This window comes from Nonomuraea guangzhouensis (assembly GCF_019396345.1).
Classification (GTDB): Bacteria; Actinomycetota; Actinomycetes; order Streptosporangiales; family Streptosporangiaceae; genus Nonomuraea; species Nonomuraea guangzhouensis.
In genome coordinates, this window is record NZ_JAHKRM010000005.1 from 321,890 (window position 1) to 344,328 (window position 22,439).

General features: G+C 69.9%; 21 protein-coding genes. 13 read left to right on the plus strand and 8 right to left on the minus strand.

Annotation, left to right across the window (positions count from 1 at the left end):
* Nucleotides 1-6 precede the first annotated feature (6 nt).
* Nucleotides 7-651 carry a response regulator gene (locus tag KME78_RS12180; protein WP_219528942.1) on the minus strand — a complete coding sequence of 215 codons (645 nt, stop codon included), beginning with the start codon at nucleotides 649-651 and terminating at the stop codon, nucleotides 7-9.
* The gene (locus KME78_RS12185; RefSeq protein ID WP_308126907.1) at nucleotides 648-1,841 is read right to left on the minus strand and encodes a sensor histidine kinase; all 1,194 of its coding nucleotides are present in this window, start codon (nucleotides 1,839-1,841) and stop codon (nucleotides 648-650) included. Before KME78_RS12185 ends, KME78_RS12180 begins: the two co-directional genes overlap by 4 nt.
* A gap of 98 nt (nucleotides 1,842-1,939) precedes the next feature.
* Between KME78_RS12185 and KME78_RS12190 the strand changes: the two genes are divergently transcribed.
* Complete coding sequence (locus KME78_RS12190) at nucleotides 1,940-2,752, plus strand: MerR family transcriptional regulator (RefSeq protein ID WP_219528944.1); 813 nt, start codon at nucleotides 1,940-1,942, stop codon at nucleotides 2,750-2,752.
* 7 nt (nucleotides 2,753-2,759) lie between these two features.
* Nucleotides 2,760-4,811, plus strand: a complete 2,052-nt coding sequence (locus tag KME78_RS12195) for a prolyl oligopeptidase family serine peptidase (protein ID WP_219528945.1) — start codon at nucleotides 2,760-2,762, stop codon at nucleotides 4,809-4,811.
* Here KME78_RS12195 and KME78_RS12200 read toward each other — a convergent pair.
* Both KME78_RS12200 and KME78_RS12205 read right to left on the minus strand, forming a co-directional pair.
* A complete protein-coding gene (locus KME78_RS12200; protein ID WP_219528946.1) occupies nucleotides 4,792-5,397 on the minus strand; it encodes a histidine phosphatase family protein in 606 nt (201 codons plus the stop codon). The genes KME78_RS12195 and KME78_RS12200 overlap by 20 nt on opposite strands.
* Before the next feature lie 6 nt (nucleotides 5,398-5,403).
* Nucleotides 5,404-6,588, minus strand: coding sequence for a PEP/pyruvate-binding domain-containing protein (locus tag KME78_RS12205; RefSeq protein ID WP_219528947.1), 1,185 nt, complete (start codon nucleotides 6,586-6,588; stop codon nucleotides 5,404-5,406).
* A gap of 58 nt (nucleotides 6,589-6,646) precedes the next feature.
* Here KME78_RS12205 and KME78_RS12210 point away from each other — a divergent pair, with 58 nt between their 5' ends.
* Complete coding sequence (locus KME78_RS12210; RefSeq protein WP_219528948.1) at nucleotides 6,647-7,087, plus strand: DNA-binding protein; 441 nt, start codon at nucleotides 6,647-6,649, stop codon at nucleotides 7,085-7,087.
* Entirely contained in the window at nucleotides 7,084-7,719 is a 636-nt protein-coding gene (locus KME78_RS12215; protein WP_219528949.1) for a transcriptional regulator, read from the plus strand. Before KME78_RS12210 ends, KME78_RS12215 begins: the two co-directional genes overlap by 4 nt.
* Nucleotides 7,720-7,734: 15 nt before the next feature.
* Here KME78_RS12215 and KME78_RS12220 read toward each other — a convergent pair whose 3' ends face one another.
* Nucleotides 7,735-8,643: an alpha/beta fold hydrolase gene (locus KME78_RS12220; RefSeq protein ID WP_219528950.1), complete on the minus strand. Its 909-nt coding sequence runs from the start codon at nucleotides 8,641-8,643 to the stop codon at nucleotides 7,735-7,737.
* 272 nt (nucleotides 8,644-8,915) lie between these two features.
* Between KME78_RS12220 and KME78_RS12225 the strand changes: the two genes are divergently transcribed.
* Nucleotides 8,916-9,467, plus strand: coding sequence for a DinB family protein (locus KME78_RS12225; RefSeq protein ID WP_308126908.1), 552 nt, complete (start codon nucleotides 8,916-8,918; stop codon nucleotides 9,465-9,467).
* 21 nt (nucleotides 9,468-9,488) lie between these two features.
* Here the strand turns inward: KME78_RS12225 and KME78_RS12230 are convergent, their stop codons facing one another.
* Complete coding sequence (locus tag KME78_RS12230) at nucleotides 9,489-10,307, minus strand: ABC transporter permease (protein WP_219528951.1); 819 nt, start codon at nucleotides 10,305-10,307, stop codon at nucleotides 9,489-9,491.
* The gene (locus KME78_RS12235) at nucleotides 10,304-11,248 is read right to left on the minus strand and encodes an ATP-binding cassette domain-containing protein (protein WP_219528952.1); all 945 of its coding nucleotides are present in this window, start codon (nucleotides 11,246-11,248) and stop codon (nucleotides 10,304-10,306) included. The genes KME78_RS12230 and KME78_RS12235 overlap by 4 nt, the downstream gene beginning before the upstream one ends.
* Before the next feature lie 84 nt (nucleotides 11,249-11,332).
* Between KME78_RS12235 and KME78_RS12240 the strand changes: the two genes are divergently transcribed.
* Nucleotides 11,333-12,046 carry a TetR/AcrR family transcriptional regulator gene (locus KME78_RS12240; RefSeq protein WP_219528953.1) on the plus strand — a complete coding sequence of 238 codons (714 nt, stop codon included), beginning with the start codon at nucleotides 11,333-11,335 and terminating at the stop codon, nucleotides 12,044-12,046.
* A 25-nt stretch (nucleotides 12,047-12,071) separates the two neighbouring features.
* Here the strand turns inward: KME78_RS12240 and KME78_RS64170 are convergent, their stop codons facing one another.
* Nucleotides 12,072-13,031 carry a glycoside hydrolase family protein gene (locus tag KME78_RS64170; protein WP_246650929.1) on the minus strand — a complete coding sequence of 320 codons (960 nt, stop codon included), beginning with the start codon at nucleotides 13,029-13,031 and terminating at the stop codon, nucleotides 12,072-12,074.
* A 185-nt stretch (nucleotides 13,032-13,216) separates the two neighbouring features.
* On the opposite strand from KME78_RS64170, the gene KME78_RS12250 reads away from it, so the two are divergent.
* The 7 genes from KME78_RS12250 (at nucleotide 13,217) to KME78_RS12280 (ending at nucleotide 22,430) form a co-directional block, all read left to right on the plus strand.
* Nucleotides 13,217-14,236 carry a LacI family DNA-binding transcriptional regulator gene (locus KME78_RS12250; protein ID WP_308126909.1) on the plus strand — a complete coding sequence of 340 codons (1,020 nt, stop codon included), beginning with the start codon at nucleotides 13,217-13,219 and terminating at the stop codon, nucleotides 14,234-14,236.
* 16 nt (nucleotides 14,237-14,252) lie between these two features.
* A complete protein-coding gene (locus tag KME78_RS12255; RefSeq protein WP_219528954.1) occupies nucleotides 14,253-15,860 on the plus strand; it encodes an FAD-dependent oxidoreductase in 1,608 nt (535 codons plus the stop codon).
* Between the two features lie 32 nt (nucleotides 15,861-15,892).
* Nucleotides 15,893-17,155 (plus strand): ABC transporter substrate-binding protein, encoded by a 1,263-nt coding sequence (locus KME78_RS12260; protein WP_219528955.1) that lies wholly within the window; start codon nucleotides 15,893-15,895, stop codon nucleotides 17,153-17,155.
* Between the two features lies 1 nt (nucleotide 17,156).
* Nucleotides 17,157-18,098: a carbohydrate ABC transporter permease gene (locus KME78_RS12265; RefSeq protein ID WP_219528956.1), complete on the plus strand. Its 942-nt coding sequence runs from the start codon at nucleotides 17,157-17,159 to the stop codon at nucleotides 18,096-18,098.
* A complete protein-coding gene (locus tag KME78_RS12270; RefSeq protein WP_219528957.1) occupies nucleotides 18,088-18,918 on the plus strand; it encodes a carbohydrate ABC transporter permease in 831 nt (276 codons plus the stop codon). Before KME78_RS12265 ends, KME78_RS12270 begins: the two co-directional genes overlap by 11 nt.
* A 2-nt stretch (nucleotides 18,919-18,920) precedes the next feature.
* Nucleotides 18,921-20,813 (plus strand): hypothetical protein, encoded by a 1,893-nt coding sequence (locus tag KME78_RS12275; RefSeq protein WP_219528958.1) that lies wholly within the window; start codon nucleotides 18,921-18,923, stop codon nucleotides 20,811-20,813.
* A 114-nt stretch (nucleotides 20,814-20,927) separates the two neighbouring features.
* Nucleotides 20,928-22,430 carry a serine hydrolase domain-containing protein gene (locus KME78_RS12280; RefSeq protein ID WP_246650930.1) on the plus strand — a complete coding sequence of 501 codons (1,503 nt, stop codon included), beginning with the start codon at nucleotides 20,928-20,930 and terminating at the stop codon, nucleotides 22,428-22,430.
* The last annotated feature ends 9 nt before the right edge of the window (nucleotides 22,431-22,439 follow it).

A 22,439-nucleotide genomic window follows, 5' to 3' on the forward strand; every position in this document is an offset into this window, starting at 1 on the left:
CCTGCCTCAGTCTCGGTTGCTGGGCCTGAGCAGGCCGTTCTCGTACGCCGCCGCGACCGCGGCCGCTCGGTCGTTCACCTTGAGCTTGGCGAAGATATGCAGCAGATGCGTCTTCACCGTCGCCTCGGTGATGAACAGTTTGGCGGCGATCTCGCGATTGGTGGCGCCCCGGGCGATGAGCCCGAGCAGTTCGAGTTCGCGGCGGCTCAGCGGCTGCTGTCGCGGCGGCTGCGCTCGGGGCGTCAGCACGCCGGCCACGGAAGGGGACAGCACCGTCTCACCGCGCGCCGCCGCCCGTACGGCCTCGCGCAGCTCGGTGCGGGGGGTGTCCTTGAGCAGATAGCCGGTGGCGCCCTCCCGCATCGCGGGCAGGACGTCGGCGTCGTCGTCGAAGGTGGTCAGCACCAGGACGCGGACGGCGGGCGCCTGTTCGCGTAGCCGCCGGATGACCTCGGCGCCGCCCATCTTCGGCATGCGCAGATCCATGAGCACGACGTCGGGGTCGGTCCGCATGGCCACGACGAGCGCCTCCGGCCCGTCGGCTGCCTCGCCGACGACGTCGAAGGCGTCGTCATCGGCGAAGATCCCGCGCAGCCCGTCACGGACGACCGGGTGGTCATCCACGATGATCAGGCGAATGGGCGGGTTCATGAGGCCTCCGCGGGAATCGCCGGAACGGTGGCGGAGATCCCCGTCCCCTGGCCGGGGGCCGTCTCGACCTGGAAGTCACCGGCCAGCCGGGTGACCCGTTGCCTCATGGAGATGAGCCCGAACCCGCCCTCCTTCGAGGTGCCAGGGGTGAAGCCGGAGCCGTCGTCCCGTACGTCCAGCACCACCACATCCTCCATGTACGACAAGGTGAGACCGACCCGGCCGGCCGAGGCGTGCTTGCCGACGTTGGCCAGCGCTTCCTGCGCCACCCGCAGCAAGGTGAGCTCCACCTCCGCGTGCAGCGGCAGCGGGTCACCGGTGACCGACACGAGGACGGGCACGCCGGTGGTCCGCGTCCATTTCGCCGCGACGTCGTCCAGGGCGGCGGCGAGCTGAGCCTCGCCCAGCGACGCCGGACGCAGCGCCTGAACCGAGCGGCGGGCCTCGTTCAGGCTCTCTCTGGCCATGGTGCGCACCGTGTCCAGGCGCGAGCGGGCGGCGGGTACGTCCTCGATCACCCGGTCGGCGGCTTCGAGCTGGGTGAGGATGGCGGTCAGCCCCTGCGCGAGGGTGTCGTGGATCTCCCTGGCCATCCGCTGCCGCTCCCCCAGCACGCCCGCCTCACGAGCCCGGATCAGGAGCTGGGCCTGCAGGCCGGCGTTCTCCTCGGCGAGCGCGGCCAGCTTGGCGCCGGTCTCCTCCAGTTGCGCGATCATCACCTTGCGCTGCTCGTTCTGCGTGGAGATGGTGCGGTTCAGCAGGCCGGCCGCGGAGGCGACCAGCACCGCGACGAGGAAGGAGAAGATCAGCTCGCTCGGGGTCCGCCCGCGTCCGGCGACCAGCACGGCGGCCGTCGCGACCACCCCCGCGTACGCCCACCACCCGGGCAGCACGCTGAACGCCTGGATGAAGGCGCCGACACCGGTCACGAAGAACAGCGAGTCGATGCCGACCAGCACCGCGATGATGGCGAGCAGCACGACGAAGTAGCCGATCCCCGCCGCCGGCCGCTCGATCCGGGCGAAGCGCGAGGCGACCATGAACCAGTGCCACACCGCGGCGAACAACGCCAGGACCAGCACCTCCGGCCGCCACTCCCGCAGCAGGGAGAACACCGCCGGAAGCAGGATGAACAGGTATGGCAGAGCTGACGAGGCCCGATCCCAGCGCCAGAGCCAGGAGCCGGTCACCACAGGGACGCCCGGTCGGCGACGACGGATAACGCGACCATGATTCTCAGGGTAACGAGCTTGAACCTCCCGTGGCGGGAGGTCTTACCGTCGGGTCCATGACCGGAAACGACGGCGACGAGCGTCGATGGACCATCGGGGAGCTGGCCAAGGCCACCGGTGTCACCATCCGCACGCTCTACCACTATGACGAGATCGGCCTGGTCCAGGCCGGCGAGCGGACCGCGTCGGGCCACCGCCGCTACACCGGGGCCGACCTGCGGCAGCTGTATCGCGTACGCGCCCTGCGCGGGCTGGGACTGTCGCTGGAGGAGATCGCGAACGTCCTCGCGCGGCCGGTGGACGACCTGACGGCCATGCGCGGCCTGCTCGCCGCCCAGCTCGCCGAACTGGACCTGCAAACCGCCCGGATAGGGCAGCTGAAGCAGCGGCTCGACGGGCTGGTGGGGCTGCTCGACCAATCGGTCATGCCCGACCCCGAGCAGTTCATGACCACCCTCGAAATGATCTCGGTGTACGAGAGCTACTTCGGCCAGGAGGTACGAGACGACCTGGCCAAACGCCGGATGCAGCTCGGTGCGGACGCGCTGGAGCGCTTCCGGGCCGAGTGGCTCGTCCTCCTCCGGGAGGCCCGGGAACACATGCTGGCGGACACCCCCGTCGACGACCCGCGGGTGCGGGAAGTGGCCACGCGCTGGGAGGCGTTGGCGACCGCGCTCCAGAGCGGTGACCAACAGGTCGACCAGCGGACCCAGGCCGCCGGAATGGCCTTCTGGCGCGACAACAGCGCCGGGATCAGCGAGGAGATCAGCCGCCAGATCGACTGGCTGGACGCGGGCGACCTGCCCGCCATCATGACCTACTTCGAGCGCGTCCGGAAAGCGCGCGACGAGCACGAATCAGGAGCGTGACGCGAGGATGCGCTATCCCGAGGCACCGGTACGGCCGGAGCACAACGAGGTCGGTGGGCTGGTCTTCGACGACCCCTACCAATGGCTGGAGGAGGACGACGGGGAGGGCGTGACGGCCTGGCAGCGGGCCCAGGACGAGCTGGCCCGGTCCTACGTGCACGGCTGGCCGCACCATGAGGCGCTCGCGGCCCGCGTCGGGGACCTGGTCGAGCAGATGGACGCCCGCAACCTGGTGGTGCCGGTGCGATACGGGCCGCGGTGGTTCCGCGGTCGTATCCCCGCCGGCCAGGACCTGATGGTGTTCGAGACGGCCGACGCTCCCATCGGTCCATGGCGCATGGTGATCGACCTCAACGAGCTGTCCGCCGGTTCGCCGCTGCGGATGAGCCCGCAGCCCTCGCCCGACGGCAGCCTGCTGGCGTACTCCCTGGACGCGGGCGGCCAGGAGTTGCCGGTGCTCAAGGTGATCGAGATCGACACCGGGAAGGTGTTGCTGGACGGCGTACCGCAGCAGCGACCGGGCCTGGTGGCCTGGCTCCCGGACGGCAGCGGCTTCTTCTACATGGCCAACGAGGCAGGAGCGACGGCGTTACGGTGGCGGCTGTTCTTCCACCGGCTGGGGGAGCCGGCGGCCACCGAGCCTGAGCCGTTGGACATCCCGCACATGTTCGCCATCCCCAAGATCTCCCGGGACGGTCGCTGGGCGCTGCTCCAGGTCGACCATCTGCGGCCCCGGCCGCACTTCATCGCCCGCCTGGACGAGCCGTGGGAGTGGCGCGAGTTCATCACCGACGCCGAGCACCTGTACAAAGGCGTCCTCGTCGACGACTCCTACGTGGCCGTCACCACGGCGGGCGCCCCGCGCGGTCGCCTGGTCCGCATCCCGCTGGACAGCCCCGGCGACCCCGCCACCTGGACCGAGCTGGTGCCCGGCGGCGACGCCGTACTCACCGGTGTGACCCTGGCCGGCGACCGGCTGGTGCTCGGGGAGCTGGTGGACACCGTCTCCCGGATCCGGATCCTCGGCCTGGACGGCGCGGACCTCGGGGAGGTCCCGCTGCCCGGCCAGGGCTCGGTCAGCTCCATCGCCCAGGGAGTCGTCGCGCTGGGCGTGATGGACCAGGTGGTGGGCTGCGAGGACGCGATCACCTTCGGCTACACCTCCTACACCCAGTCCCCCACGGTCTACCACTATGGGCTGGAATCGGGGACGCTGACCGCCCTGCAAGGGTCGGGCCACACCCTGACCGGGATGGTCACCACCCGCGTGTGGGCCACGTCGGCGGACGGCACCCGCGTGCCCTGCACCCTGGTCCACCGCGCCGACCTGGACCGTTCACGTCCGCAGCCGACCCTGATCCAGGGGTACGGCGGCTTCAACGTCGCCGTACTGGCCTCCTACCTCGGCCCTTTGGCGGCGTTCGTGGAGGCGGGCGGGATCTACGCGCACGCCCACGTACGGGGCGGCGGGGAGTTCGGCCTCGAATGGTGGGAGGGCGGGCGGCTGCACGCCAAGCAGAACACCTTCGACGACCTGTACGCGATCGCCGAGCAGCTGATCGCCGACGGAGTCACCACGCCCGACCGGCTGGCGATCCAGGGCGCCTCGAACGGCGGCCTGCTCACCGGCGCGGCCGTGACCCAACGGCCCGAGCTGTGGCGGGCGGTCGTCTGCGGCGCCCCCAAACTGGACCTGATGCGCGTCGCCCGCGATCCGGTGGGCACCGCCGCCACCCTCTCCGAGTACGGCAATCCCCAAGACCCGGCCGACGCGCCCGTGCTCATGGCCTACTCCCCGTACCACAACGTGCAACCAGGCACGGCCTACCCGGCGATCCTGCTGGACGCGGGCGCCAACGACCCCCGCTGCCCCGCCTGGCACTCCCGCAAGTTCGCCGCCAGGACGCAGGCCGCCACCACCTCCGCCCACCCCATCCTGTTGCGCGTCTGGTCCGACGCGGGACACGGTGGGACGAGCTGGAGCACGATCGTTCAGCAGCAGAGCTTCTGGCTGGCGTTCGTCATGCGGGAACTGGGGCTCACGGTCGAATCCCCTTAGGGAACCCGGTCCAGCGCAGGTCGGCCGGGAGGTGGCTCATGTCGTTGAACATCACGATCGTGGGCGGCAGGCGGTCGCGGTACTCGATGACCGTCAGTGCGGTGTTGGCGCTGTTCAGTCCGAGCCACCTGGATGGCGGCGCGTCCAGTGCGTGCCGCAGCAGCCACGCGATCGGATAGGCGTGCGTGACCAGGACCTCGTGGGTGTCGGCTTGGGCGGTCGCGCCGGGGGCCTTCGCGAACCGGGCGACCAGCGCCTCGGCCAGCCTGTGGCCCGAGGCCGCCTCGGTGGCGTCGTAGCCGTCGAAGAAGCCGGCCCAGGACGGAGGTGTTTCGGCCGGGCTGGGAACGTAGGGCACGTGGTCGATGAGTTCGGCGGCCTCGGCCACGGGCACGTTCGGGAGATGCCGGGCGAGTTCGTACGCGCACGCCGCGGCGCGGGGCAGCGGAGAGTGCCACACGGCGTCGACCGGTAGGCCGGCGAGCCGTTCGCCCAGCAGGCCCGACTGTCGGCGCCCGATGCCGGTGAGCTGCCCGAACGCGTCGGCCGCGCCGTGGCGTGCGAGGTAGAGGTGTCGCGTTGTCATGGGCGGTCAGGGGCGCGGTGTCCGTGCGGGGCCGCTTCCCAGCTCCTCTCGACCGTTTAGGTGTGGCGTGATGGTGCCGGTGGAGCCGTCGATGGTGATGACGGTGTCGTCGTGGAGCATGCTCGTCGCGTTCGTGACGCCGAGGACGGCGGGGATGGCGTGCTCGCGGGCGACGATCGCGGCATGGCAGAGCACGCCGCCGGTTTCGGTGACCACGCCGGCGACGATGCGCAGCAGCGGCGTCCACGCGGGGTCGGTGAAGGGACAGACGAGGATGTCGCCCGGGTGCACGCGCGCGAAGTCGCCGGGACCGCGGACGATCCTCGCGGTGCCGGTCACCGTCCCGCGACTGCCTGGCGTTCCAGAAAGTGCGGTGTCTGGGATGTCCGAGCCGCTGGAAGGCGGTGGGGGTGTGGCGGTGACCGGCCGTGCCTGCAGAACCCAGGTGCGGCCGTCGACGATCGCCCACTCGATGTCCTGCGGTCCACCGCGTACGGCGGCGACCTCCTTGCCCAGCTTGGCGAGCTGCGCGGCGGTCGCGTCGTCGATCGTCGGTCGCTCCCGGGCCTGGGTGGGCACCTCGCGCGTGACGAGCCGCGTGCCGACCCGGTCAAGGCGGGTCCGCTTGTCCGCGACGGTGCGGGTGACCGACCCGTCCCCGGCGACGCGGTAGGCGTCAGGGGTGACCGTGCCGCCGACGATGCTGGGGCCGAGGCCCCAGGACGCCTCGATCTCGGTCGCGTGGTCCGGCTCCGCGGGTGTGAACATGACCCCGGACACCTCGGCATCCAGATGGCGTTGGACGATGACGGCCATCGCAAGATCGTCGGAAGGGCGGCCCTGCCGGTAGTCGATGGCACGTGGCGAGAACAACGAGGCCCAGCAGGCACGTACGGCATCGGCGACCTGGCTGACGCCCAGCACAGCGAGAAAGCTCTCGTACTGACCGGCCGCCGACGCCTGACCGGTGTCTTCGTCCGCGGCCGATGATCTCACCGCCACGGTCGGATCACCGAGCGCGTCGAGCCCGCGTCCCAGCGCATTCTCCAGGTCCCGGGTGGCGGCGAGGTGAGCGGCGAACGGGACGACGAAGCCGTCAGGAACCGGCAGTCCCGCCCGCAGCAACGCGCCGAGCGCGCCCGCCTTGCCCCCGCAGGTCTCGGCGACAGCCTCTGTGAGGGGTACGATCATCCGCCCGCCTTTCAACAAAACGTTGACAACATTTCGTTGAGTGTGCACCATGAGTCGCATGCCACGCAAGCAGGACAGCGCTCGCACAGAGCACACCGAACAGGTCCCGGCAGAGCAGGACATCGCTCACGCCGCGCACGCTGATCACGCCCAGGCCCGCCGCGAGCGGGACGCGTCTGAGCGCCTTCGGAGCCTGGGCGCGGATGCGCTCGACGCCCGCCCGTGGCGCCCCTCCCCCACCCCGCCTTCGGCGGTCGACCTCCTGCAGTTCGCCGTCTGGCGCAGCGCCGACCTGGCCCCGGAGGACATCCTGAGCGCACTCGCCCTCCTGCCCGCCGCACGCGCCGAGGTCGAAGGACTCGAATCGGGCCTGCTGTTCATGGCCCGGAGCGCCGGACTGACCTGGGCGCAGATGGCACACGTGATGGGGTTCAACTCCCCGCAGGCGTGCCAGCAGCACTACACCCGCCTGACCGCACGACAGGACGCCGACTCGTGACGCGGGACTCGACGCCTGACCTCCTGGTCCTGCACGCCGTACGCATCACCGGGTTCGCGGACACCCCGGTGATCGCCCATCGGTACGGGCTCGACGCGGCCGAGACGAAAGAGCTGCTGCACGACGCCGAGGCATATGGCTGGGTCGAGCACAGCGCCTTCGCCGGCACCGGAGGCTGGTCGCTGACCGAACGGGGCCGAGCCGAGAACGAGCGCCAGCTCGCGGCCGAGCTGGCCCGCGTCGGCGGTGCCGACGAGGTCCGTGACGTCTACCGCGCGTTCCTCCCGCTGAACGCCCTCCTGCAACGAGCCTGTACCGACTGGCAGCTCCGGCCCACCGCCGGCGATCGGCTGGCCGTCAACGACCACTCCGATCCCACCTGGGACGCCGGAGTCCTTCTGGAGCTCGCCGGTATCGATCGCGAGCTCGCGCCACTCGCGGGCCGGCTCGAGAGCGTCCTCGCACGGTTCCGCGGATACGACACACGCTTCACCACGGCCCTGGCCCGCGCCCGAGCCGGGGAGGGCGCCTGGGTCGACCGCACCGACGTCGACTCCTGCCATCGTGTCTGGTTCGAACTCCACGAAGACCTCATCGCCACACTCGGCCTCGACCGGCACACGGAACCCTGACCCGGTGCCGAACGGTCAACCGGCATTCGCCGCGGCCTGCGAGGTGACGCGCTCGATGGCCTGGACGGCGACCTCGGGCTCGTCCACGTAGACGTAGTGGCCGCTGTTCGTGGCGGTGCTCAGCTTGCTGTTGCTGGACAGCGCGAGCCACTTGCGCTGGCCCGCGGTCCAGGCCTGCTCCAGGCTCTTGCCGACCGTGGGGATCGCCGCGAGGTACTGCTTGCCATGCTTGACCACTTCCACCGGGATGTTCCCAGCGGAACGGACCTTCCCATCGGTGATGACGAGCTTCTCCGGGTTGTTGCCCTGGAATATCGCAAGGTTCTGGGCGCGCACGTCGGCCGCCGGGCCCTTGGCGGACGCGGGGATCGCCTGGGTGATGTCGGCGATCATGGTGGGTGAGGTGGCGTCCAGCAGGACCAGCCCCTTGACCTTGTCCTGATGATCGGGGGCGTACCTGGCGGCGATCAGCCCGCCCAGCGAGTGCCCGGCCAGGACGACCGGGTTGCCACCGGCGATGCGGTCGAGCACCCCGGTCAGGATCTTCCCGGCACTGGCGAAGTCCTGCGGGCCGTCCGGCCGGCCACTCTTGCCCGCGCCGAGCCGGTCGTAGGAACAGACCCGGTTCTTCGTGCTCAGCGTCTTCTGGAGGGCGGCCATCTTGTCCAGCCCGTCACCGCCGCCGTGCATCAGGACGATGACCGGCTTGCCCTTCGCCGGGTCGCCCGAACAGGACACGTTCACCGACCGGCCGGCGACATCGATCTTCTTGGTGCCAGTGATCACGTCGGCGTCGGCTTGGCGCGTGGCAGGGGCGAGGGGGTCCCAGTTGTCCAGCGAATCGCCCCCGCAGCCGGTGAGTGCCGCGCCGAGCACGGTGCCGCACAGGGCGGCCATGACGGATGCGTTGATCTTGCGAAGCATGATGTCCTCCGGCGAGATGTAGGGGGCTGCGGCCGAAGCTCCGTGGCCACGCGAAAACGCTATGGAATCGGCCGTGCCGGAATCGTCACCGTGTGGAGGACATTCGCCGGTAGCTCGCACGAGGGACAAAATCGGGGTGGTGACGAACGGTGCCTCATCGATCAGGGTCACGGACACGAGGCCTGGCACGTGGTCCAGAGGGGCCCCGGCGTCTGCTGCGCCGTTGTCAGTGGTGGCTGGCAGAGTCGGGGCATTGCCGAGCAGGAGGATGAATGATGGCCAGCACACCCGTTCCCAAGCACTACGCACCCGCGTGGGCCGGCGACACCCGCACCACCCCACCGACTACCGGTGACGAGCGGGAGATCTTGACTTCCTTCCTGGACTGGCACCGGGCGACGTTCGAACTCAAGTGCGCGGGCATACCGTCGGGGCGTCATTCTGAGCGGGCCGTTGAGCCGTCGTCGCTGTCCCTGCACGGTCTCGTGCGGCATCTGGCCGGCGTCGAGCGGTGGTGGTTCCGGATCCAATTCCTCGGTGAGGACGTCCCGATGCTCTATTACTCGGACGAGGACCCTGACCAGGACTTCGACGATCTGAGTGGTGACATCGGGGAGGCCCTCGACACGTGGCGGGCGGAGTGTCGACGTTCCAGGGAGATCGTGGCGGCCGCGGCGTCGCTGGACGAGGAGGGATTCAAGAAGAGCACCGGCGAGCCGTTCTCACTTCGCTGGCTCATGGTGGATCTGATCGCTGAATACGCCAGGCACAACGGTCATGCGGACCTGCTTCGCCAACGGATTGACGGTGCCGTCGGCATGTAGGCCGTCGCGAGGCCAGGGACGTCACCGTCCTCTGCGCGTGTAGGCGCGGAGCGACAGCGGCACGAACACGACCAGCAGCGCGGCCGACCAGAGCAGGACCGTGGTCACCGGATGCGCGAGTGGCCAGGTCACGTCGCCGGACGGGACGCCAGGGTTGCCGAACAGTTCCCGTGAGGCGGCGGTGAGTGCGCTGACCGGGTTCCAGTCGGCCAGGAAGCGCAGCCAGCCCGGCATGCCGCCGGTCGGGACGAACGCGTTCGACAGCATCGTGAACGGCAGGCCGAGCGGCACCATCGCGTCGGCGACCTGGTCGTTCTTCACCGCCAGGCCCACATAGACGCCCACCCAGCTCAGCGCGTACCGCAGCACGATCATCAGCAGGAACGCCTGGGCGGTGGGGATCAGGCCGCGGTGCGGCTGCCAGCCCACCAGCAGGCCCGCGCCCACCATGATGCCCAGCATCAGCAGGCCGGTCAGCAGGTCGGCGCCGGTCTGCCCGAACGGCACCGCCAAGCGCGCCATCGGCATGGAGCGGAACCGGTCCATCACACCGCGGGAGGCGTCGGTGGCCATCCGCGTCATGACCCCCAACCACGCGGAGAAGGTCACCATCGCGAACAGGCCGGGCATGAGGTACTCGCGGTAGTCGCCGCCGTCCGGCACCTGGATCGCGCTGCCGAAGACGTACCCGAACAGCACCACCATGACGGCCGGGAAGACCAGCGCGGCGACGATCTGCCCGGGTTCTTGCCGCAGTCGTCCCAGTTCGCGGCCGACCAGGGTCAGCCCGTCGGCGAACGTCCAGCGCAGGCGGCCCAGGGGTGAGGTGAGGACGGTCATCGGACGGGCTCCTTGTGGTCGGTGAGGCGCAGGAACACCTCGTCGAGGGTGGGGCGGCGCAGGCTCACGTCGGCGGCGGCGAGTCCCGCGTGGTCGAGCTCGCGCACGATGTCGGCGAGCCGGAGGCCGCCGACGGGCAGGGCGACGCTGAGCCCGTCGGCGCCCGTCGGGGTGGGGTCGGTGCCGGCGAGGGTGTTCAGGACGGTCATCGCCGCGGGCAGCGCGGCGGGGTCTTCGAGGGTGACGTCGAGGCGGTCCCCGATGGTGGCCTTCAGCGCGTCGGGCGGGCCGGTGGCGATCACCTGCCCGTGGTCGATGACGGCGATGTCGTCGGCCAGCTGGTCGGCCTCGTCCAGATACTGCGTGGTGAGCAGCACCGTGGTGCCGTCCGCCACCAGTTCGCGGACGCTGTCCCAGATCTCGCCGCGGCTGCGCGGGTCCAGGCCGGTGGTCGGCTCGTCCAGGAAGAGCACCTCGGGGCGCAGGATGAGGCTGGAGATCAGGTCGAGGCGCCGGCGCATGCCGCCGGAGTAGCCGGTGACCTGCCGATCGGCGGCGTCCATCAGGCCGAAGCGTTCGAGCAGCTCGTCGGCCCGCCGGTGTGCCTCGCGCCGGGACAGGTGGTAGAGGCGCCCGAACATGCGCAGGTTGCCCCGGCCGGTGAGCTTCTCGTCCACGGCGGCGTACTGGCCGGCGAGCCCGATTCTGGCCCGCACCTGGCCGGCCTCGCGGACGACGTCGTATCCGGCGATGCGGGCGTGCCCGGCATCGGGGTCGGACAGGGTCGCCAGGATGCGTACCGCGGTCGTCTTCCCGGCGCCGTTCGGCCCGAGCACGCCGCAGACCGTTCCTTTCGGCACGCTCAGGTCCAGTCCTCGCAGTGCGTGGGTGTCGCCGAAGGACTTGTGCAGCCCCTCGGCGATCACGATCGGCTCCGCCATGTTCCCTCCACTGGGTACGTTGTACGCGGTTTCGGGTCAGGTTAGATTACTGGGTACCATGTACGCAACTGGGAGGAGGAGACGGTGGCCGACGCCGAGTACGTGAACATCTGGATGCGGCCCGAGCGCCCCGCGCGCGGGCCGAAGCCGGTCTACAGCCGCGCGCAGATCACCGAGGCGGCGATCCGGATCGCCGACGCCGAGGGGCTGGAGGCGGCCACCATGCGGCGGATCGCCGCCGAGATCGGCGCGGGCGCGATGTCCCTCTACCGCTATGTCCCGAGCCGCGACAACCTCATCGAACTCATGGCCGACCGGCTGCAGGGCGAGATCGACGTCACCGGCATGCCTTCGGGCGACTGGCGCGCCGACCTGACCCGCTACGCCGACGGGCTGCGGGCCATGTGGCTGAGGCACCCGTGGATCGCCGCGGTGCAGCGGTCACTGCCCAGCTTCGGCCCTAATCAGCTGCTCTTGGTCGAACGGCTGATGGGAGTGCTCGACGCCTTCGTCTCCATCGACGAGAACCTCGGCCTCATGGCCATTCTGGGCGGCTACGTCGAAGGCACCGTCCGCGAGGAGATCAGCTCGGCCGAGGAATTCCGCCGCAGCGGGCTCAGCGAGTCGGAGTGGATGGCGCGGAGCTCCTCGTACGTCGACCGACTGGTGAAGAGCGGGGACTACCCGATCTTCACCAAGATCGTGATGGAGGCGCGCCAGCCACACCTGAGCCGCGACGACCAGTTCCGGCACGGGCTCCAGCGCGTCCTCGACTGCATCGCCGCGGCCCTGCCCTAGCAACGCGTTCAACGCCCAACGGCTGTCAGACCGCCCGGGCGATGCAGATGCGGGCGTTCAGTCGCGGTCCCGCCTCGTAGAACATGTACGACACACCGTCCTGGGTGCCGAACGACGGCGCCGCCACCCTGCCGTTGTCCGAGGGAATCGGCGAGTGGAAGACGCCGAGGTGCGTCTCCTTGTCGAAGGCGTTGCCGACCTCCGTGATTCGCATCCTGCCGTCGTTGCCGTGATAGGCCACGTAGGTGGTTCCGTTGCGTTTGACCAGGGTGGCGCCGGAGATGTCGGTCACGCCGTCGGGTTCGGGGTTCACCAGCGGGGTCGCGCTGAACTGCCAGCCGTCCCAGCCGTTGGGCGACCAGCCGTAGAAGATGCGACGGCCGTTGCGTACCCCCATGAAGGTCATCACGTACTTGTTGTTCCGGCCGGGCAGCGCGTGCTCGAAGACCCGCGCGTAGGAGGTCTCCGAGGTGCCGGGCACCAGGCGGGTGCTCAGGATCGGGGTCTCGTCGGTGAAGGTGATGCCGTCGGTGGAGCGGGCCACGCGCGTGGTGTAGTTCTCGCCGTGGAAGTAGCAGAAGAACTGCCGGGTGGCGGCGTCCCAGGTCACGTGGGGTGAGGACACGTGTGAGACCGTGGTGGTCGGCAGGCGGTTGTCGATGATCGGGTTGCCCGAGTAGTCGTCGAAGGGGCCCGCCAGGGAGTCGGCGAAGGCCACGCAGATGCCGCCCGGATCCTCGTGCGGGGCGTAGTAGAGGTAGTAGCGCGATCGGGGGTTGCTGAGCTTGTCGTACACCCCTCTGATGCAGGGGAAGATGAACTCCCCCGTCGGGTTGTGGCTGAGCGGCAGGGACAGGGCGTCGCGCAGGTACCGGTAGGTCGGCATCCCGGCCGGGCCCGCCGCCGCGTTCGCGGCCGGTCCGAGACCCAGGCCCGCGGCCACGCCCGCTGCCGCGCCCAGTAACACAGTCCGCCGTCGGATCATTTGGACTCCTTCACGCTGCGTCGCGGTGCGGATTCACACGCTCTCCCCCGGCGGAGTGATGCGTCAAGATGCTAATGCGAATTAACTTGGGAAAATCCACGCTTGACAGCACGGGGTGCCGCGCGAAAGATAGGGCCCCACCAAGTTGCTAATGCGCATTGCCGAATCATGGGAGAACACGTACGGTGACTGGCTCAGGCCGACGTCTCACGCAGCAGGACATCGCCAAGATGGCCGGCGTGAGCCAGACGACGGTGTCCCTCGTGCTCAACAAGCGCGGCGACGCCGAGGTGCGGATCGCCCCCGAGACCCGCGAAAGGGTCCTGCGGGTGATCAAGGAGACCGGCTACGTGGCCGATCCCGCCGCGCGGCGGCTCGCCGACGGCCGCAACCGCATCCTCGGTGTGTTCACCTATGAGGCGGTCTTCCCCACCGAGAGTGCCGACTTCTACCACCCGTTCCTGGCCGGCATCGAGGAGTGCGCCGAGGAGATCGGCTGCGACCTGCTGCTGTTCACCAGCGCCAGGGCGATCTCGGGGGCGCGACGGCAGATCTTCAACGAGGAGAGCCGCGTGCGGCTGGCCGACGGCTGCCTGCTGCTCGGCCGTACGGTCGACCGTGACGACCTGGCCCGGCTGCTGGCGGAAGGGATCCCGTTCGTCTCCGTCGGCCGCCGCGACGACGCGGGCGGGCCGGTGCCGTACGTGGGGGCCGACTACCCGTCGGCGGTCCGGGCGCTGGTCGGGCGGGCGGTGGCACTCGGTCATCGGCGGCTGGCCTACGTCGGGGCGGGCACGGGCGGCGAGTCCAGGGCCGACCGTCTGCGCGGGTTCCACGAGGGTGTGGCGGCCGGCGGCGCCGACGGCCGGCACCTCCCGCCCGAGGCACCCCTGGAGGACCTGGTCGCGGCCGGGGTGACGGCGGTCTTCGTCGAGGAGTACGCCGACTGCGTCGCGCTCGCCAGAGCTGCCGGGGAGCGCGGCATGGAGATTCCGCGCGACCTGTCCATCCTCACCCTGGGCGCGTTCACCCGGCCGGTCCAGGCCGACACCGACTTCACGGGCTTCCGCATCCCTAGGCGCGAGATGGGCCACAGAGCCGTACAACTGCTGGCCGAAGTGCTGGGGAGGGGCGGGAGCCCGCAAGAACTGCTCCCTTGCGAGCTGATCGCCGGAAGCACGCTGGCTCCGGCCCCCGGAATGTGACAGGAGATTTCCCCAAGTGGTTGAGATATCGGCAGACGCGGCCATCGTCGGCGGCGGGCTGGGCGGCGTCGCCGCCGCGCTGGCCCTGCTGCGGGCCGGCCGCACCGTGGTCCTCACGGAGGAACACGACTGGCTCGGCGGCCAGCTCACCAGCCAGGCCGTCCCGCCCGACGAGCACTCCTGGGTGGAGCGGTTCGGCGTCACGGCGAGCTACCGGGCCCTGCGCGAGGGCATCCGGCAGTACTACCGCCACCACTACCCGCTCACCGAACGGGCGCGGGCGCAGCGGGAGTTCAACCCGGGAGCCGGTCACGTGAGCCGCCTGTGCCACGAGCCCAGGGTCGCGGTCGCGGTGATCGAGGCGATGCTCGCCCCCTATCGGGGCTCGGGCCGGTTAAGGGTGCTGCAGCCGTACCGGCCGGTGGGCGCGGAGGTGGATGGCGACCGCGTCACATCGGTACGGCTGGCACACCGCGACGATGACGCCGAGCAGGTCGTGGTGCGCGCGCCGTACGTGCTGGACGCGACCGAGACCGGCGAACTGCTGCCCCTGACCGGCACCGAGTACGTCACCGGATTCGAGTCGCAATGCGAGACAGGCGAGCCGAGCGCGCCCGCCGAGGCGCAACCGCTGAACATGCAGGCCGTCTCCGTCTGCTTCGCGGTCGACCACGTCGACGGCGACCACACGATCGACCGGCCCGCCTCCTACGACTTCTGGCGGGCGTACGAGCCGCCCTTCTGGGGCGACAAGCTGCTGTCGTGGCGGTGCCCGAACCCGCGCACCCTCGCGATCATGGAACGTTCCTTCACCCCCAACCCCGACGACGACCCCCAGCTCGTCGAGGCCGACCAGCGCGTCAACCCGGGCGACGCCAACCTGTGGACCTTCCGCAGGATCGCCGCGCGCCGCAACTTCACGCCGGGCGCCTACGCCAGCGACATCACCCTCGTCAACTGGCCGATGATCGACTACCTGGAGGGGCCGGTCATCGACGTGCCGGACGCGGACCGGCACCTGGCGGCCGCCCGCGAGCTGTCCCTGTCGGTGATGTACTGGCTGCAGACCGAGGCCCCCCGCCACGACGGCGGCACCGGATACCCGGGTCTGCGGCTGCGCGGCGACGTCACCGGCAGCGCCGACGGGCTCGCCCAGGCCGCCTACATCCGCGAGTCCCGGCGCATCCGGGCCCTGACCACCGTCACCGAACAGGACCTGTCCGTGGCGATACGCGGCGACAAGGGCGCCGTCTCCTATCACGACTCCGTGGGCGTGGGCATGTACCGCATCGACCTGCACCCGTCGACCGGCGGCGACAACTACATCGACGTCGCCTGCTCCCCGTTCGAGATCCCCCTCGGGGCGCTGGTCCCGCAGCGGATGACCAACCTGCTGCCGGCCGGCAAGAACATCGGCACCACCCACATCACCAACGGCGCCTACCGCCTGCATCCGGTGGAGTGGAACGTCGGCGAGGCGGCCGGCGCGCTCGCCGCCTTCTGCCTGGACCAGGCCACCACGCCGCACGCCGTGCGCGCGGACGACCGGCTCCTGGCCGACTTCCAGCAGCGGCTCGTCCGCGACGGCGTGGAGCTGCGCTGGCCCGACGTCACCGGCTACTGACGCCGTCATCAACGCCAGAAGGAGAAACCCCCATGAAAGCACCCGGGAAGCTGGCGGCCCTTTCGCTGACCGCCCTCCTCGTGGCCACCGCCTGCGGCAACGGCGGCACCGCGCCGGCCGCGCAGGGCCCACAACCGCTGCGCATGTCGATCTGGACCTCCAACGAGGCCCACCTGAAGCTGTTCAACGACATCGCCGCCGAGTACCGCAAGTCCCACCCGCAGGTCGGCAAGATCACCTTCGACCCTATCCCGTTCGAGAACTACACGACCACGCTGACCACGCAGATCGCCGGCGGCAATCCCCCCGACATGGCGTGGATCATGGAGAACTCCGCCCCGGACTTCGTCGGCTCCGGCGCCCTCGTCCCGCTCAAGAGCAAGATCGAGAACGTGGGCGAGCTGGTCCCGGCCGCCACCCGGCTGTGGGAGCGCGAGGGAGAGCTGTACGCCTACCCGTTCTCCACCTCGCCGTTCGGCGTCTTCGTCAACACCGACCTGGTCAAGGCCGCGGGCCAGAAGCCGCCGCGCGAGCTGATGAAGGCCGGCCAGTGGGACTGGGAGCACGCCAACCAGATCAACAAGGCCATCGCGGCGAAGGGCAAGAACGGCCTGACCATCCTCAACTTCGACTACAAGGCCTGGGACAACCTCGCCACCATCTGGCAGGGCTGGGGCGCCAAGGCGTGGAGCGACGACGGCGGCACCTGCCAGTTCAACGCGCCCGAGATGGTGGAGGCCATGACGTTCGTGCACAAGGCGATCTTCACCGACAAGTCCATGCCGGGGCCGGGCACCGCCGTCGACTTCTTCTCCGGTGACACCGCGATGGCCGTCGCCCAGATCTCCCGCGCCGCCATGCTGAAGGACGCGACGTTCAAGTGGGACCTGGTGCCGCTGCCCGCCGGGCCGAAGGGCAAGTACGCGGTCATCGGCCAGGCCGGGATCGGCGTACTGAAGAAGTCGCCGAGGGCCCAGCAGGCCACCGACTTCCTCGCCTACTTCGCCAACGCCGCCAACGCCGCCAAGCTCGCCGCGTACTTCCCACCCGCGCGCAGCTCGCTGCTGACCGCCGACACCATGGCCAAGACCAGCCCCATGCTGAGCGGCGACCAGCTCCAGGAGGTGGTGATCGACGGCATCCAGAAGGGCGTGGTCAAGCCCAGCCACACCGGTCAGGCCGAGCTCGCGCAGACCGCCAGGGCCGCCCTCGACCCGCTGTGGAAGCCGGACGCCGACGTCAAGGCGGTGCTGGACGGCGTGTGCGCGAAGATCCAGCCGCTGCTGGGCGGATGACGTGGTGGCTTCGGACCTCGGCGAACGGGTGGCCGCACGCGCCGCCACCCGGCGCCGCCCCTACTGGACCATCCCCCGGCGCGACGCCCTCGTCGGCTATCTGCTGATCTCGCCGCAGCTCGTGGGCAGTGTGCTGTTCGTCCTGGTGCCGCTCGGCCTGGTGGTCTACTACAGCCTCCAGGAGTGGAACGTACTGGCGGGCACGTTCGAGTACATCGGCGGCGAGAACTACGCCAAGCTGCTCACCGACCCGAAAATGGGGCAGGTGCTGACCAGCACCGTGCTCTTCTCGGCCGGTCTGGTCGTGCTCAACCTCACTCTCGCCCTCGCCCTGGCCATCCTGCTCAACCAGCGGCTGCGCGGCACCACGTTCTTTCGCACGCTGTTCTTCTCGCCGGTGCTGGTGTCGCTGGTCGCCTGGACGATCGTCTGGCAGTTCCTGCTCCAGCAGGACGGCGGCGTCAACGGCGTGCTCGGCGTGGCGGGCGTCGAGGGCCCCAACTGGCTGCGCGGCGAGAGCACGGCCCTGCTGTCGGTCATCGTCGTCCAGGTCGTCAAGAACGTGGGGCTGAACATGGTCCTGTTCCTGGCGGCGCTCCAGGGCGTGCCCCGCCAGCTGTACGAGGCCGCGCAGCTCGACGGCGCCGGTGCCTGGACCCGCTTCCAGCGCATCACGGTGCCGCTGATCAGCCCGACGATCCTGCTCACCTCGATCATCACCGTGGTCGGGTCGCTGCAGGTGTTCGCCCAGATCGCCGTGCTCACCCAGGGCGGGCCCGGCATGTCGACCACGGTCCTCGTCTACTACCTGTACCAGCAGGCCTTCCAGTTCCGGCACCTCGGCTACGGCGCCACCCTGTCGGTCCTGCTGTTCCTGATCGTCGCGGCGCTGACGCTGCTGCAGTGGCGGCTGCGCCGGAAGTGGGTCTTCCATGAGTCGTAGGGTCAAGCTCGCGCTATATGCGGTGCTGTGCGTGTTGTGCGTGCCGTTCGTGTTCCCGACCTGGTGGATGGTCACCTCGTCGGTGAAGCCGATCAGCGACATCTTCGCCTTCCCGCCCGCGCTGCTGCCCTCCAGGTTTGACTTCTCCACCTATGGCCGGGTCTTCGAGCTGCAGCCGTTCGGGCAGCAGTACCTCAACAGCCTCTACATCGCGGCCGTGGTGACCGTCGGCACGATGGCGGTGGCCGCGATGGCCGGCTACGCCTTCGCCCGGATCCGCTTCCCCGGTCAGAACGTGCTCTTCCTGGTCGTGCTCGTCGGCCTGCTGATCCCCAGTGAGGTGACGATCGTCCCGCTGTTCCAGATGTTCCACGGGGCGGGGCTGACCGACACGCACTGGCCGCTGATCCTGGTGCCGATCCTGGGCGCGCCCAGCGTGCTGGCGACGTTCATCATGCGGCAGTTCTTCATCACGCTGCCCGGCGAGCTGGAGGAGGCGGCCAGGGTCGACGGGCTCGGCCGCTTCGGCACCTTCTACCGGGTGGCGTTGCCGCTGGCCAGGCCCGCGCTCGGCGCCGTCGCCATCTTCACGTTCCTGCACTCGTGGAACCTCTACCTCGAACCCATCGTGTTCCTGTCCACCCCGTCGAAGTTCACCCTGCCGCAGGCGCTCACCCAGTTCGTCGACGCCTACGGCTCGCCCCTATGGAACGTGCAGCTCTCCGCCGCCACGATGACCGCCCTGCCCATCCTGGTCGTCTTCGTACTGGCCCAGCGGCAGTTCATCGAGGGGCTCGCGCACACCGGTCTGAAAGGCTGACCATGCTCCCTCCCCGAACGCTCCCTCGCCGAACGCTCTCCCGCCGCACCCTCCTCCGCGCCGCCGCGCTGCTCCCGGCCGTGCCCGTGCTCGCGCCCGGCACCGCCTACGCTGCCGTCCCCGACCTGCCGCCGCTGCCCGGTCTGGACCGCAGGTCGTTCGCCCCCCACGAGCAGCGTTTCGCGCCGTACCTGGCCACGCTCGCGCCCATGGTCAACGACATGGACGACACCGGCTTCTTCGCCGGCGGCTGGTGGCGGTCGCCGGCCGCGCCGTACAACGCCCGCGTGCAGGAGCACGTCTTCACGCTGGCCTGGTTCCACGCCAACGCCCGCCCGTGGAACCCGTACGCCGGGGACGCGAACCTACTGGCCGCGCTCGACGCGGCGCTCGGCCACTACCTGTCGCTCCAGCACGCCGACGGCTCCTTCCCCGAGTACAACCGGAACGAGCACGGCCTTGCCCCCACCGGATTCGGCCTCGGCTACCTCGCCAAGACGCTGCGGATCCTGCGCGCGACCGGGGCGCTGCCCGCCCGGCAGGCCCAGATCGCCGCCGCTTTACGGACGACGATGACGTGGTTCCTCGACCCCGCCAACCGCACGGTCTGGCAGGAGCCGCTCAACTACGCCAACCAGACCAGCTCCGGCCTGGCCGGGGCCACGCACGCGCTCAAGCTCGACCCGGATCCCGCGCTCGCCACGAGCCTGCGCGAGGCGTTCGCCAGGATCGCCGCGACCGGCGTGAGCTCCGCCGGCTTCTTCCACGAGGAGGGCGGCCACGACATGAACTACAACTTCGAGGTCATGCTGCCCGAGCTGGCCGACGCCTACCTCCACAGCCAGGACCCGCACCTGGTGGACATGGCCCGCAAGTTCACCGGCTTCCTGTCCTACAACCTGCTGCGCGAGCCCGACGGCGCCGGGTACATGGTCAACGTCGCGCCGTCGACCCGTACCAGTGCGCGCTGGTACGACGAGGTCCGGCCCGATCCCGACCGGACCGCGCTCAACTGGACGTTCACCCGTCAGGTGCCGCTGCTGTCGGCGTTCATGACCGCCCGCGAGGACCTCGCCGACGCCCGCACCGCCTGGGCCGCGTCCACCGAACCGGTGACACCGCTCGCCAAGCAGGACACCTCACCGCGCATCCTCACCCACGGCCTGTACGGCGAGGGCTTCCCCACCCGGCGGCAGCGCGCCGCCGCCATCGCGGACCTGCCCTACCTGCGCTCGCAGGACTTCGTCGAACTGCGCAGGGACAGGGGCCAGGACTTCCTGTACGTCCGCAAGCCCGGCCTGTACCTGGGCGGCTACTTCGGCGACCGCGCTTCCCGCGCCCGCACCGGCCTGACCTTCCTGTGGCATCCCGAGGCCGGCACGATCATCTGCGGGCTCAACGACAACAACTACGCCTGCTGGTCCACCGTCTTCCCCGGCCAGGTGCCCGACTCCAACGGCGACCTCCCGGCCGCCTACTTCCGTGGCGCCCCCGGTGGCAGCGAGTGGACCGGCGGCCCGCCCCCCGCCGCCTTCGGCATCCGGTACGGCAACGCGAACGTCACCACGGACGTCCTGGTCACTCGCCAGACGATCCGGCGTACGGTCAGGGCCAACGCCGCGGCCACCGAGCAGATCCCCCTCATCCTCCGGCCCGAAGACGTCCTCACCTTCACCGACGGCACGCGAGCCACGTTCGGCGGCTCGACCACCGCCACCGCCGACGGCTTCGACGTGCGCCGGGGCCGCACCACGATCCGCTTCCGCTGGGACACTCCCCTGCAGGCGACCGTCGCGGCCGGCAGCGTGCGCTACTTCCGAGACGGCGCCCGCCGCTTCCACGCCCTCCGCATCCCCCACCAGGGCACATTCGACCTCAAGGTCATCATGGGCTGACGCGAGGTAGTTGTGAGCTGGATCACGGTTGAGGTTGACCTTAGGTCAGGGTGCAAGCTCGTCGCAGCGGCGAGACGCCGAACGGACATAACAGATTTGAAGGAGCAAACCACCATGTCCATCACCCTTTCCGACCAGGACAAGAGCACCCTCCGGACTGCCGCGTACGGCGCCGTATCGCTGATAGCCGCAGCCACCGGCTCGCCCCACAAGACCGCCACGAATGCCACCATCGCCCTGACGTCGGCGACCGGCCTGGTCGGACACGTGCTCGCCGCGAAGACCAAGGACATCGACCTGAAGGGCAAGACCGTCGCCGAACTCGCCGACCGAGTGCTGCCGGCCCTGACTTCGGCCATGAAGCTGCTCGGCAAGCAGGCTCCGGCCGAAGCCGACAACTTCCGCGGCACCATCCTCCTCGCCGTCGAAGCCGCCCAGGTCCACCCGGACAAGCCCAGCACCGTCACGGCCGAGATGGCCCGCAAGATCGCCGCTGCCCTCGACACCGCCGGGCAGGATCGCCCGGAGCTGCAGAAGGCGATCGAGGAGGTCGTCGATTCCGGTTTCGTCGGGGTGTCGCTGCGCGTGCACGAAGAGCGGGGCGAATGGGCCGGCAGCGCCGGGGCGGCCGAGCTGGGCGGGGCCGCCAAGCCGCCGACGAACGGGCACATCCGGATCGGCAGCAACACCAAGACCTTCACCGCGACCCTGGTACTGCAGCTGGTGGCCGAGGGCAAGATCGACCTCGACACCCCGGCAGCCCGCTACCTGCCCGAACTCGGGCTCGACGAGCGGATCACGGTGCGAATGCTGCTGCAACACACCAGCGGGGTGTTCAACTACACCGGCGAGGTCTTCGACGACGGGACGATCGTGCTGGGGATCCCCATCCCCTACAGCACCACGGGCGGAGAGTGGCTGGACAACCGGTTCACGACCTACCGGCCGCAGGAGCTGGTGGAGCTGGCGTTGTCCAAGCCGGCCCGGTTCGAGCCGGGGACGGGCTGGAGCTACTCCAACACCAACTACGTGCTGGCCAGACTGCTGATCGAGAAGGTCACCGGCCGCTCGCTCGCCGAGGAGATGCGGCGGCTGATCCTGGAGCCGCTCGGCCTGTCGGGCACGATCGTGCCCGACGCCTCGCCGGAGATCCCCGAGCCACACGCCCACGCCTACTACCGCTACCAGGACAAGACGGTCGACGTCACCCGCCACAACCCTTCCTGGGTCTCCACCGGCGGCGACATGATCTCGACCACCCAGGACCTCCACACGTTCATCTCCGCACTGCTGGGCGGCAAGCTCCTGCCGCCCCCGCTGCTGGCCGAGATGTGCACCCCGCACCCGACAGGCATCCCGAACATGGACTACGGCCTGGGCGTGTTCGTGGTGACCACGGACGACGGCGGCACCCTCATCTCCCACAACGGCGCCACCGTGGGCCACGCGGCGCTGATGTACAGCACCCCCGACGGCAGCAAGACCCTCACCGCCGCGCTGAACTGCGTGGACGACGCCGACATGGCCATCGGGGCAGCATTCCAGAGCGCCCAGCAAAGGCTCCTCCACGAGGTGTTCCGCGGTGGGCGGGCCGACCCGGCTCAGCCGGCAGTCTGAGCACAGGGC

Bases quoted from the DNA above. Each gene is read 5' to 3' on its own strand.
- KME78_RS12180 (WP_219528942.1), bottom strand. From the start codon at position 651: ATGAACCCGCCCATTCGCCTGATCATCGTGGATGACCACCCGGTCGTC.
- KME78_RS12190 (WP_219528944.1), top strand. From the start codon at position 1,940: ATGACCGGAAACGACGGCGACGAGCGTCGATGGACCATCGGGGAGCTG.
- KME78_RS12195 (WP_219528945.1), top strand. From the start codon at position 2,760: ATGCGCTATCCCGAGGCACCGGTACGGCCGGAGCACAACGAGGTCGGT.
- KME78_RS12200 (WP_219528946.1), bottom strand. From the start codon at position 5,397: ATGACAACGCGACACCTCTACCTCGCACGCCACGGCGCGGCCGACGCG.
- KME78_RS12205 (WP_219528947.1), bottom strand. From the start codon at position 6,588: ATGATCGTACCCCTCACAGAGGCTGTCGCCGAGACCTGCGGGGGCAAG.
- KME78_RS12210 (WP_219528948.1), top strand. From the start codon at position 6,647: ATGCCACGCAAGCAGGACAGCGCTCGCACAGAGCACACCGAACAGGTC.
- KME78_RS12220 (WP_219528950.1), bottom strand. From the start codon at position 8,643: ATGCTTCGCAAGATCAACGCATCCGTCATGGCCGCCCTGTGCGGCACC.
- KME78_RS12225 (WP_308126908.1), top strand. From the start codon at position 8,916: ATGATGGCCAGCACACCCGTTCCCAAGCACTACGCACCCGCGTGGGCC.
- KME78_RS12230 (WP_219528951.1), bottom strand. From the start codon at position 10,307: ATGACCGTCCTCACCTCACCCCTGGGCCGCCTGCGCTGGACGTTCGCC.
- KME78_RS12235 (WP_219528952.1), bottom strand. From the start codon at position 11,248: ATGGCGGAGCCGATCGTGATCGCCGAGGGGCTGCACAAGTCCTTCGGC.
- KME78_RS64170 (WP_246650929.1), bottom strand. From the start codon at position 13,031: ATGATCCGACGGCGGACTGTGTTACTGGGCGCGGCAGCGGGCGTGGCC.
- KME78_RS12260 (WP_219528955.1), top strand. From the start codon at position 15,893: ATGAAAGCACCCGGGAAGCTGGCGGCCCTTTCGCTGACCGCCCTCCTC.
- KME78_RS12270 (WP_219528957.1), top strand. From the start codon at position 18,088: ATGAGTCGTAGGGTCAAGCTCGCGCTATATGCGGTGCTGTGCGTGTTG.
- KME78_RS12275 (WP_219528958.1), top strand. From the start codon at position 18,921: ATGCTCCCTCCCCGAACGCTCCCTCGCCGAACGCTCTCCCGCCGCACC.
- KME78_RS12280 (WP_246650930.1), top strand. From the start codon at position 20,928: ATGTCCATCACCCTTTCCGACCAGGACAAGAGCACCCTCCGGACTGCC.